Below are 11,912 nucleotides of genomic sequence, written 5' to 3'. Positions count from 1 at the left end.
GAGTTTAAACCACCACCAAGTATGTACAAATATGTTCTTCATAGTTTATGGTATCAAATATATAAAGCTTGTTGTAAAATACAAATGAAAAAGTGTATAAAAATAAAAAGCGCTGTATTGCAGCGCTTTTTAACTGTTAATCAAAAAAATATGATGTGTTAAAATACTAAATCTACAACTAAATCAAACTCATCGTAGATGGTTTTATCGCCAAGGTTATCAAAAAAACTTCCGGAACCATATCTAACATCGTACAGAGAACGATCTACTTTTACATTAGCCGTTGCTTTACTTCCGTAAATAGACATTGGGAAAGTAACGGTGTTAGTTTTACCTTTTATGGTTAGGTTGCCGGTTACTTGGTATGAGTTTTTTCCGGTTTGTTTAACGTTGGTAAACTCTAAAGTAGCAGTTGGGTGATTATCAACACCAAAAAAGTCATCAGACTTTAAGTGTTTTTCAAGCTTAGTTTTGTATTCACCGCTTAAATCATCAGATGTAATGCTGGTCATATCTACAGTAAAGTAGCCATCAACTAATTTATTGTTATCAAATTCCAGCCAACCTTCTTTTAAAGTTACAGTACCGTAGTGAGAACCAGTAACTTTATAACCTTTCCAGACAACTTTACTTTCTGTTGTTTTAACTTGTTTCTTGTCGGTTTCAATTGTTGTAAAAGCCGAAGTGAAAAACACTACTACTAAAGCTAATACAGATGTAACTACATTTTTTTTCATGATATTAATTAATTTTTAAGGGTTTAACTTCTAATTAGTTCTAAATAATTATTAAGGGTATTAATTTGCTCAGAGTTTAATTTGCCGAGCAATTTTTTTTCTTGTGCCGTTATTTCAGGGTCTATTTTTTTTAAAAGGTTTAGTCCGTTTTCGGTTATAAAAATTTCAATTTTCCGTCTGTTTTCTTTACAAGTATTTCGTTTTACTAAGCCTTTGTCAATTAACTTATCTACCAATCGGGTAGTATTACTCATTTTATTAATCATACGTTCTTGTATGGTAAATAAGTTTGCCGGTTTACCTTTTTGACCTCGTAAAATTCTTAAAACATTAAATTGTTGGAGGGTTAAATCAAATGGTTTTAAAACACTTGTAATAGCATCAGATACCATATTTGCTGTATATAAAAGGTTTACTACAGATTTTCTTTCTAATGGTAACTGGCTAGTTTTTAATATAGTTTCAATTTTCATTTGTATTAACAATAATTGTAGATACAAATGTATAAAATTAACATTCACATTCTACATAAAAAGTGATAATTTTTTGTTAAAAACTAATGCTCGCTTTTTAACATCCTATAATTTTATACTCATGAAGCATTTAGTATATTTATTAGTTGTAATAGTTTTTATAGGTTGTAAAGAAGAAAAACAAGAGCAAGTAAAAGATATTGCCTATTCCGTACCTGAGCCTGTGAGGATAATAAAGCAAGATGAAGTTAGTGTTCCGGTGTACGATTTTAAGGCCTTGTCTCCATTATTAAATAAAACTGATGATAAAGTTAGAGTAATAAATTTTTGGGCAACTTGGTGTAAACCATGTGTTGCAGAACTGCCATATTTTGAAGCTGTAAACCAAAAGTATAAGAACAAAAATGTAGCGGTTATTTTGGTTAGTTTAGATTTTCCGAAAATGGCAGAAACCAAATTAGTGCCTTTTATAAAAGAAAAAAATATTAAATCGCAAGTAGTATTGTTAGACGACACAAAGCAAAACGAGTGGATTCCGAAAGTATCAGAAAATTGGTCTGGAGCTATACCGGCTACCATAATTTATAACAAACATAAACGCTTGTTTTATGAGCGCTCATTTACACAAGAAGAATTAGAAACAGAAATTCAAAAATTTATTAAATAAATACCAACATGAAAACAATTAAAAGTATTGCATTTGCACTTGTGTTAGTTACTTCTGCAGCATTGGTTAGTTTTACACTAACTAACGAGTATGGCTACAAAGTAGGCGATAAAGCCACAGATTTTTCGCTTAAAAATATAGATGGCAGTATGGTGTCTTTAAAAGATTTTGAAGACGCAAAAGGATTTTTGGTAATTTTTACCTGTAATACGTGTCCGTATGCTGTAGCTTACGAAGACAGAATTATAGCATTAGATAAAAAGTACAAACCCCTTGGAGTTCCGGTAATTGCTATAAACCCAAATGACCCGGAGGTGCAACCCGGGGATAGTTTTGAGAAAATGCAAGAACGAGCAAAAGAAAAAGGGTTTACTTTTCCCTATTTATTAGACGAAGGGCAAAAAATATATCCGCAATATGGGGCAACCAGAACACCACATGTTTATTTATTACAAAAAACAAAAGAAGGAAATATTGTTAGATACATTGGTGCTATAGACGATAACTACCAAGATGCCAGTGCTGTAGAAACAAAGTATGTAGAAAACGCTATAGATGCTATGTTAGCCGGTAAAGAAATTTCGGTTACCAAAACAAAAGCAATCGGGTGTACCATAAAAACTAAAAAGTAGTATAATTACCTTAAAAGGCTTCATTATATTTGCGTTTTAAATACTAAATTAAAATGGTAGATTTATCGCAACAAGAGTGGAAAGAGCAATTAGCAAACGATGCTGATGCTGTAATTTTAGATGTTAGAGCTCCACACGAATATGAAGAAGGCTATATTCCTAATGCAATAAATATTGATATTTATTTAGGACAAGGATTTATAGATGAATTAGAGAAGTTAGATAAAACAAAAAACTACTATGTGTACTGCAAGTCTGGAGGCCGAAGCACTCAAGCATGTTTAATAATGAAACAACTTGGTTTTATAAACATGTATAATTTACAAGGAGGTTTCTCTGAATGGCGAGGCGAAGTTGTAGATGCACTTTAAATAACAAGACTATAATATGTTAAAAAGCGTCAATTTTTTTTTGACGCTTTTTTTGTGTCTTCTTGAAAATACTTTCTTACATTTAAAAATGATTAAAGAAGACTTTTTACACTATCTCTGGAAATTTCAGAAGTTTACAACTACCAATTTAACTTCAACGTCAGGACAAAAAATTCAAATTTTACAAGTTGGGCAGCACAACCACAATGCAGGTCCTGATTTTTATAATGCTCATGTTATAATAGATAATCAGTTTTGGGCTGGTACTGTAGAGATTCATGTAAAAGCGTCAGATTGGTATTTGCATGGTCACGAGAAAGATACAAATTATAACAATGTTGTTTTGCATGTGGTTTGGGAAGATGATTTGGTTGTATACCAAAACAACAGAGCATTACCAACACTCTCTTTACAATCTTTAGTACATAAACAAACACTAACAAACTACACTGCTCTTTTACATAGTAAAAAGCAATTTTTTAATTGCGAGAAAGATATCAATATTGTACCCCAACATATAGAAACCAATTGGTTAGAGCGTTTGTATATAACCAGATTAGAACACAAAGCCAAAGCAATACAAAAGGAGCTTGCCAAAACCACTAATAACTGGGAAGAAGTTTTGTACAGAAATTTGCTTAAGGCCTTTGGTTTAAAAGTAAATTCAGAGGCATTTTATAGTATTGCGTCAAGTATTCCGTTTTCTGTTTTCAGAAAAGAGAGTTTTAATGCTTTTAAAACCGAAGCTTTGTTAATGGGGCAAGCCGGGCTGTTACAAGAAACTAATGATAGTTATTCTGATGCTTTGTTAGAAGCATATTTATACTTAAAACACAAATACAATCTATCTGATTTAGGAGTTACATCTCCTGTTTTTTATAGATTAAGGCCTTCTAATTTTCCAACAATTAGGTTGTCTCAAGTTGCTAATTTGTATGCAAAAAGTACCACACTTTTCAATACAATAAAAAGCGAGTTTAATATAGGTTTTTTTGAAAAAGAGCTAAATGTAACCACATCAAGCTATTGGAATACACATTACAGTTTTGGTAAAGAATCTCCGTATAAAATTAAAAAAACTACCAGCAGTGTAATACAAACATTATTGTTAAATGCAATTATTCCAATACAATTTGCCTACGCCAAATCAACCGGTAAAAACATAACCGATAAACTTATAGGATTAGTAGAGCAATTAAATCCTGAGCAAAACACTATTACGCAGAAATTCAAATCAAAAGGGTTAAATTTAAAATCGGCTTTTCAAACACAAGCTGTATTAGAGGCTTACAATAATAACTGTATAAAAAATAAATGCTTGCAATGCGTGGTTGGAAATTATTTAATAAAGCAATAGTTTTACAAATCAAAATATGAAACTGTTAAACAACATACGGTATTTTTTTGAAAAGCATGGCTATGCGGTATCATCACGTTTGGCAGATCGATTGGGCATGAAAGCAAAAAATGTTAGACTTTTTTTTATATATGTAACATTTGCAACATTTGGTGCCTGGTTTGCCGTATATTTAACCTTAGCTTTTATGCTAAAACTAAAAGATATGGTATATACCAAACGAACTTCGGTTTTTGATTTGTAGTATATGTTTAAACTCTTCCGATCTAAAATATACACAGCACTTTTTTTGCTATTACTTGTACTGGCAATTGGTGTAATGGGCTATAGGCTCGTTTCTAACTACAATTGGTTAGATGCCTTTTACATGACTATAATTACTATAACAACAGTAGGATTTAGAGAAGTGCATCCGGTAGATGATGAAACTAAGTTATTTACCATTTTCTTAATTATCTTAAGTGTATTCATTTTTGCGTATGCTATTTCGGTAATTACAGAATACATTTTAGCCAAAAGTTTTTTACAAAATGTTAAAATAAGAAAGATGAAAAAGAAAATCGATCAACTTAACAATCATATTATTATTTGTGGATTTGGAAGAAACGGAATGCAAGCAGCCACAAAATTAAAAGCCTACCAAAGACCTTTTGTAGTTATCGAAAAAGACAAGGAAGTTATAGAAAAACACGAGCAAGAAATACTATTTGTAGAAGGTAATGCCAACGAAGACGAAACACTCTTAAAAGCAGGAGTAGATCGAGCTCAGTGCTTAATAAGTGCACTACCAAATGATGCTGATAATCTTTTTGTAGTGCTCTCTGCAAGACAATTAAATAAAAACTTAACAATAATTAGCAGAGCCTCTCAAGAAGCTTCTCAAAGAAAACTAAAGTTAGCGGGAGCAAACAAAACCATAATGCCCGATAAAATTGGAGGAGACCATATGGCATCTTTAGTTGTTTTACCGGATTTAGTAGAATTTTTAGACCAATTGTCTATAGAAGGAGAAAACACCATAAACTTAGAAGAGATTGCTATAGAAGATTTACCTAAAGAATATCAATACAAATCTTTGGTAGATTTAGATTTAAGAAAAAAAACCGGGTGTACAGTTATAGGATACAAAGAACCATCGGGCAATTACATAATTAATCCGGAGGCAGATACCAAGCTGCTGCCCAACTCAAAACTTATGGTTTTAGGCAGACCAGAACAGATAAAAAAACTTAACAAGATGTTTAATATACAAGAGACCTATATTTAACAAACAAAAATTTGACCTGCTTTACTTTTTTTAAGATATTGTCGGCTTAACAAACCCTAGAAAACCAAACTAAAACAAATTCTCACATTTATGAAAAGTAAAATTCTGTTAATTGCTTTTTTGCTCTTTTCAGGTTCACTTTTTTCTCAGCAACTAACCGTTAACGAATCTATTTACAATCCATCAAACAGAATAAATGATGGGGTTATAGATTTACAAGTATTAGGAGGAACCCCGCCATATACATTTAAATGGAGCAATCAAAGCACTCCGCTTACTTCTAACAAAGCAACAGGACTAACCGAAGGCATCCCTTATACAGTTACTGTTACAGATGCTAAAGGGCTTTCGGTTACTAAAGAATACACAGTAGAAACTCAAGTAATAACAGAGGTGTTTAATAGTAAAATGACACCTGCAGTTTCTGCTCTTGGAGCCGTTTTGTTTTGGGATCCTTTTGCTGCAAGTGGTATATACGATCCGGTTGTATATGCCGATGTTAAATTAATAGCAGCACCGGGTTGGAGTCCTGATGTAGATGACAAGTTTGTTTTAAAAAAATGGCTAAAACCCGAAGGCACAAGAGTTAAAAAAGGCGATCAAATAGCAATTGTTACCCGAAAAACCGGAGATGTAACAGTTGTTGCCGAAGCTAACGGAACGTTAAGATATTTAGTTAAAGAAGGAGGAGTTATCTATAACTCAGATAATAAAGAACATATTATAGAGCAAGGGGCGCATTATATTGCAGAAATCCAATATGATGAGCCAGTGCCATTAACTCATCCAAACGGAGACCCTCAAACAAAAAATATCCCTTTCATTGTTGTTTGGTTACTCTTGGGTGCAACATTCTTTACCTTAAGAATGGGCTTTATAAATATTCGTGGATTTAAACACTCACTAGAACTTGCCAGAGGTAAGTTTGATGATCCTGATGCTCCAGGCCAAGTTACACATTTTCAAGCCCTTGCAACAGCTGTTTCTGGTACTGTTGGTTTGGGTAATATTGCCGGTGTGGCTGTAGCAGTTTCGCTTGGTGGAGCAGGAGCTACACTCTGGATGATTATTGCTGGATTACTAGGTATGTCATCTAAGTTTGTTGAGTGTACTTTAGGTGTTAAGTATAGAGACATTTTGCCGGATGGCCGTGTATTTGGTGGTCCAATGAATTATTTACGCTACGGTTTAGAAAAGCGCAACCTTAAAGGCTTTGGTAAAGTTTTAGCTGGCTTGTTTGCAATTTTAGCAGTAGGAGCTTCATTTGGTGGAGGAAACATGTTCCAGGCCAACCAATCTTTTGAGCAATTATCGGGTCAGTTTCCGGCACTTCAAGGAAACGGATTTTGGTTTGGTGTTATAACAGCAATTTTAGTTGGTGCAGTAATTATTGGTGGTATAAATAGCATTGCAAAAGTTACCGGTAAAGTAGTGCCATTTATGGCATCTATTTACATTATTGCTGCGCTAGTAGTTATTGGTATTAATATAGAAAACATCGGACCGGCGTTTTCTGCAATTATAGATGGAGCTTTCGAGCCAAGTGCACTTAAAGGCGGTATTATTGGCGTACTCATTGTAGGATTTCAACGGGCAGCATTCTCTAACGAAGCCGGAGTAGGGTCGGCTGCTATAGCACACAGTGCTGCAAAAACCAATCATCCGCCATCAGAAGGATTTGTGGCGCTTTTAGAACCGTTCATAGATACTGTTGTTGTTTGTACGCTTACTGCATTGGTTTTAATTTTTACCGGAATGCACGAGGTACAAGGCTTAGGAGGGGCGCAATTAACTTCAGATGCCTTCGGAAGTGTAATTTCGTGGTTCCCATACGTACTTGCTGCAGCAGGATTTTTATTTGCATTTTCAACCATGATTTCATGGTCGTATTACGGTATGCGTGCATGGACTTATTTGTTTGGAAAAAGCCGTAAAACCGAAATGGTGTATAAACTATTATTTTTAGTATTTGTTGTAATTGGAGCATCGGTAAGTTTAGGAGCAGTATTAGATTTCTCAGATATGATGATTTTGGCTATGTCTTTTCCTAACATTATAGGTTTATATTTAATGAGCGGAGAAGTAAAAGCCGATTTAAATGCTTACTTAGCCAAGTACAAAAAAGGAGAATTATTCAAAAAAAATAAACCCAATAAACAAAGTGAGGCAGCTTAACAACTAAATTAAGTTGTACTTTCTGGTTTAAGCCCGTTTGTACATAGTTTAAGTACAAACGGGCTTTTTGTTTAAATTAAAAAAGTAAAAAAACAATAGTGAATACCATATATTTTATTGATATTGTGAACCTCATAACAAAAACTAATTAACCAACTACACTTATTTTATATAACTTCTTTAAATTATGAAAAAAGTATTTTTTACCCTTTTGTCTTTCATTTTTCCGTTAACTTTTTTAGCACAAAATGCAACCCAAGAACTAAGTTGGGGACAAAAAATAGATAGAGAATTTCAACCTATTGCAGATGCTTGGGAAGGTATAGTTTTATACCCGGTTTCAATTGCAGGATTTCAGATTCCTATTGTTTTACTTTTGCTGGTTTTTGGAGCAACATTTTTTACAATCTATTTTGGTTTTCCGAGTGTTAGAAGATTTCCGTTGGCCATTAATACGGTGAGAGGAAAATACGATGAATTAGATCATCACGAAGCAGAAAAGTCTGATTTGGCCATAGATGGCGATGTAAAAGGAACAATTAAAGATGAAAGCAAAGAAGGAGAGGTAAGTCATTTTCAAGCATTGGCAACAGCTGTTTCCGGAACGGTTGGTCTTGGCAATATTGCCGGAGTTGCCGTTGCAATTGCATTAGGTGGCCCCGGAGCTACTTTCTGGATGATTGTATGCGGGCTTATTGGTATGGCTTCAAAATTTGTAGAATGTACACTTGGTGTTAAATATAGAGATGTTGGTCCGGATGGAACAGTTTACGGTGGACCAATGTATTATTTAAAAAAGGGATTAGCCGAAAGAGGATTTGGAACTATTGGAAAAGTTTTAGCAGTACTTTTTGCCGTGCTTTGTATTGGCGCATCATTTGGAGGAGGAAATGCATTTCAGTCTAATCAAGCTGCAGCACAATTATCTACCTTAGTAGGTTTAAACTTTGAAACTGCTGGTTTTTGGATTGGGGTTGCTTTAGCGGCAATTGTTGGGGTTGTAATTATTGGCGGTATAAAGCGTATTGCCAGCGTAACTGAAAAAATAGTGCCATTTATGGCAGGAATTTACGTGTTGGCAGCTTTAATAATAATTTTTGCACACTTTAGCTATATAGATGATGCCATTGGTATGATTGTTAACGGAGCATTTACGCCTATGGCAGGACTTGGGGGTCTTGTGGGGGTATTAATTGTAGGGTTTCAACGTGCCGCTTTTTCTAACGAAGCCGGTGCAGGTTCTGCAGCTATTGCTCACTCTGCAGTTAAAACCAAATATCCTGCCAGCGAAGGTGTTGTAGCACTTTTAGAACCTTTTATAGATACAGTAGTAATTTGCACCATGACCGCCATGGTTATAATTTTCTTTAATATGGATGGTGGTAACATGCAGAGTATATTTAATTATGGTAGCTCTGCTAACAGTGCTGTTTTAATAAACTCGTCTGGAGAATATGTAGGAGGGGTAGATTTAACATCGATGGCTTTTGATTCTGTGATTCCGCATTTTTCTTATGTACTAACCGTTGCAATTATATTATTTGCATTTTCAACCATGATTTCTTGGTCTTATTACGGACTACAATCTTGGAAATTTTTATTTGGAAGAGGTAAAATGGCCGATTTAACCTATAAAGTATTGTTTTTAATATTTGTGGTTATTGGCGCTTCAACTACACTTAATGCAGTTATAAAATTTTCGGATGCAATGATTTTAGCTTTAGTATTCCCAAACATGATTGGACTATTATTTTTATTTCCGAAAGTTAAAGAAGAACTCAATAAATACCTCGCAGCCATTAGAGGTATGAATAAATAATAATCAACTTAATGAAAAGTTTAAAGCCTCACTTTGTGTTTACTAAACAGCAACAACGTGGGGCTTTCTTTTTAATACTTATTATAGTTGTACTGCAAGGATTAATTTTTTTAATTGATTTTCATCCAAAGCCTAAGTTATCAGATAAACAACAAGAGCAATTGTTGTTATTTAATAAAGAAATAGATTCGCTTAAAGCAGTTAGAGAGCAGAGCAAATCTACCTTTAAATATAATCCTAATTACATAAGTGAATACAGCGCATATGTTTTAAACCTCCCTACCGATGTAGTTGTTAAAATCAAAGCTTACAGAAGTAAAGGAGAATACATAACCACTCTTGCAGAGTTTAAAAAAGTTTCAGAGCTACCAGATACAACTGTAAAACGGATTGCGAATTTGCTTAAGTTTTCTAAGAATAATTATAAAATACCACCTAAGAAGTCTGCAATTGCTAAACAGGTACAATTAACTAAAGAAGATTTAAATAAGGTTACCATACAACAACTAAAAAAGTTTAACGGTATTGGAGATAAGCTATCTGCAAGAATAATAAAATTCAGAACTCTTTTAGGAGGTTTTTTAATTGATAATCAGCTGTACGATGTATATGGGTTAGATTCTACCATTGTAAAAACAGTTTTAAAAAAATATACCGTGCAGACATTACCTAAAATTCAAAAAATAAGCATTAATAATGCAACAAAGGCGCAATTAGCCACTATACCATATATTAATTATAAGCTGGCTTCGAAAATTGTTAATTTAAGAAATGAGCTTGGTGAGTTTTCTTCTTTTCAAGAATTAACAAAAATTCAAGAATTACCCAACAATAAGATTGATAGAATTAAATTATATTTGACACTCAATTAACTTAATACAAACTGCCTTGCCGGTTATTCGGTAAGCAGATGTTAAAGCTTTAATAAGATGGAGAATCTGTATTTTACAGAAGAGCATAAAGTATTTAGAAAAAGTTTCAGAGAGTTTCTTCAAAAAGAAGTTGTTCCACACATTGAAAAATGGGAAAAAACAGGAACTATAGATCGTTTTATTTGGAAGAAATTCGGAGAAATGGGATATTTTGGGTTAAACTATCCTGAGAAATATGGCGGTTTAGATTTAGATCTTTTTTATACCGTTATTTTTTTAGAAGAACTTCAAAAAATAAACTCAGGAGGTTTTGCTGCAGCCATGTGGGCGCATACCTATTTGGCAATGACACATCTTAATAAAGAAGGAGATCATAAAATAAAAGAGCGTTACTTAGCTCCAAGCATATCAGGCGATAAAATTGGTTGTTTATGTATTACAGAGCCTTTTGGAGGTAGTGATGTTGCCGGGATGAGAACCACTGCAAAAAAAGACGGAGATTATTATGTTATTAATGGCTCTAAAACTTTTATAACTAACGGAGTTTATGCAGATTATTTAGTTGTTGCGGCTAAAACAAATCCGGAGGCTAATCATAAAGGCATTAGCATTTTTGTGGTAGACAAAGATACACCGGGTATAACGGCTACTAAACTAGACAAACTTGGGTGGAGAGCTTCAGATACTGCAGAACTTGCTTTTGATAATGTTAGGGTTCCGGCAGAAAATTTAATGGGAGAAGAAGGAAAAGGCTTTCCGTACATAATGCAACATTTTGCTTTAGAGCGTTTGGTAATGGGAATTAATGCTCATGCCAGAAGCGAGTTTGCTTTAGCATACACATTGCAGTATATGAAAGACCGTAAAGCATTTGGTAAAAGTATATCAGAGTTTCAAGCGCTCAGACACAGGATAGCCGATTTAAGTGCAGAAGTAGAAATGTGCAAAACCTTTAACTATACTACTACAAAACGTTTAAATGATGGTGAGTATGTTGTTAAAGAAGCAACCATGTCTAAATTACTATCTACTAAAATAGCCGATAAAGTGGCTTACGAATGCTTACAGATGTTAGGAGGATATGGTTATATGGAAGAATATCCGTTGGCACGTTTATTTAGAGATAGTAGATTAGGCCCAATAGGAGGAGGAACCTCTGAAATTTTACGAGAAATTTTAGCAAAAATAATTATAGACAATAAGCAGTATAAGCCTGCAACAGACTAGTTTTAAACTTTTTTTTAATTTTTATTGCTAATTATTAATTATGTAATAAATTTGCACGCACAAAAAGAAAGGAGGTGGTTAAGCTATGTTAATAATACCTGTAAAAGAAGGAGAAAATATAGATAGAGCGCTAAAGCGTTACAAGCGTAAGTTTGATAAAACCGGAAGAATGCGTCAGCTAAGAGAGCGCCAGCAGTACACAAAACCTTCTGTTAAGAGAAGAAATCAAATTCAAAAGGCTGCTTACATTCAGCACCTTAGAGATCAAGAAGAAATTTAATATTTCTTACCTCATAAAACTTTAACCGTTACTTG

At 33.8% G+C, this 11,912-nt stretch carries 13 protein-coding genes; 11 read left to right on the top strand and 2 right to left on the bottom strand.

What is annotated here, in order from left to right:
- Window positions 1-158: 158 nt before the first annotated feature.
- Both ACZ5CF_RS11165 and ACZ5CF_RS11160 read right to left on the bottom strand, forming a co-directional pair.
- Window positions 159-737: a YceI family protein gene (locus ACZ5CF_RS11165; protein ID WP_464579503.1), complete on the bottom strand. Its 579-nt coding sequence runs from the start codon at window positions 735-737 to the stop codon at window positions 159-161.
- Between the two features lie 23 nt (window positions 738-760).
- Window positions 761-1,210, bottom strand: coding sequence for a MarR family winged helix-turn-helix transcriptional regulator (locus ACZ5CF_RS11160; protein ID WP_464579501.1), 450 nt, complete (start codon window positions 1,208-1,210; stop codon window positions 761-763).
- A gap of 121 nt (window positions 1,211-1,331) precedes the next feature.
- Here ACZ5CF_RS11160 and ACZ5CF_RS11155 point away from each other — a divergent pair, with 121 nt between their 5' ends.
- The 11 genes from ACZ5CF_RS11155 (at window position 1,332) to rpsU (ending at window position 11,877) form a co-directional block, all read left to right on the top strand.
- A complete protein-coding gene (locus tag ACZ5CF_RS11155; protein WP_464579500.1) occupies window positions 1,332-1,877 on the top strand; it encodes a TlpA disulfide reductase family protein in 546 nt (181 codons plus the stop codon).
- Window positions 1,878-1,885: 8 nt separating this feature from the next.
- Window positions 1,886-2,509 (top strand): thioredoxin family protein, encoded by a 624-nt coding sequence (locus ACZ5CF_RS11150; RefSeq protein ID WP_464579498.1) that lies wholly within the window; start codon window positions 1,886-1,888, stop codon window positions 2,507-2,509.
- Between the two features lie 53 nt (window positions 2,510-2,562).
- Window positions 2,563-2,880, top strand: a complete 318-nt coding sequence (locus ACZ5CF_RS11145; RefSeq protein WP_464579496.1) for a rhodanese-like domain-containing protein — start codon at window positions 2,563-2,565, stop codon at window positions 2,878-2,880.
- An 88-nt stretch (window positions 2,881-2,968) separates the two neighbouring features.
- Window positions 2,969-4,237 (top strand): DUF2851 family protein, encoded by a 1,269-nt coding sequence (locus ACZ5CF_RS11140; RefSeq protein ID WP_464579495.1) that lies wholly within the window; start codon window positions 2,969-2,971, stop codon window positions 4,235-4,237.
- 16 nt (window positions 4,238-4,253) lie between these two features.
- A complete protein-coding gene (locus ACZ5CF_RS11135) occupies window positions 4,254-4,481 on the top strand; it encodes a PspC domain-containing protein (protein ID WP_464579494.1) in 228 nt (75 codons plus the stop codon).
- A gap of 3 nt (window positions 4,482-4,484) precedes the next feature.
- Window positions 4,485-5,504 (top strand): potassium channel family protein, encoded by a 1,020-nt coding sequence (locus tag ACZ5CF_RS11130; RefSeq protein ID WP_464579493.1) that lies wholly within the window; start codon window positions 4,485-4,487, stop codon window positions 5,502-5,504.
- A gap of 90 nt (window positions 5,505-5,594) precedes the next feature.
- Window positions 5,595-7,679: an amino acid carrier protein gene (locus ACZ5CF_RS11125; RefSeq protein WP_464579491.1), complete on the top strand. Its 2,085-nt coding sequence runs from the start codon at window positions 5,595-5,597 to the stop codon at window positions 7,677-7,679.
- A 187-nt stretch (window positions 7,680-7,866) separates the two neighbouring features.
- On the top strand, window positions 7,867-9,498 hold the full coding sequence (locus tag ACZ5CF_RS11120) for an alanine/glycine:cation symporter family protein (RefSeq protein ID WP_464579490.1): 1,632 nt from the start codon (window positions 7,867-7,869) through the stop codon (window positions 9,496-9,498).
- A gap of 11 nt (window positions 9,499-9,509) precedes the next feature.
- Window positions 9,510-10,370 carry a ComEA family DNA-binding protein gene (locus ACZ5CF_RS11115; RefSeq protein WP_464579489.1) on the top strand — a complete coding sequence of 287 codons (861 nt, stop codon included), beginning with the start codon at window positions 9,510-9,512 and terminating at the stop codon, window positions 10,368-10,370.
- A 57-nt stretch (window positions 10,371-10,427) separates the two neighbouring features.
- A complete protein-coding gene (locus tag ACZ5CF_RS11110; RefSeq protein ID WP_464579487.1) occupies window positions 10,428-11,597 on the top strand; it encodes an acyl-CoA dehydrogenase family protein in 1,170 nt (389 codons plus the stop codon).
- A gap of 85 nt (window positions 11,598-11,682) precedes the next feature.
- The gene (gene rpsU, locus ACZ5CF_RS11105; RefSeq protein ID WP_464579486.1) at window positions 11,683-11,877 is read left to right on the top strand and encodes a 30S ribosomal protein S21; all 195 of its coding nucleotides are present in this window, start codon (window positions 11,683-11,685) and stop codon (window positions 11,875-11,877) included.
- Window positions 11,878-11,912: the final 35 nt, after the last annotated feature.

This window comes from Lutaonella thermophila, from assembly GCF_055387725.1.
This window is presented reverse-complemented; position numbering and strand designations above follow the sequence as displayed.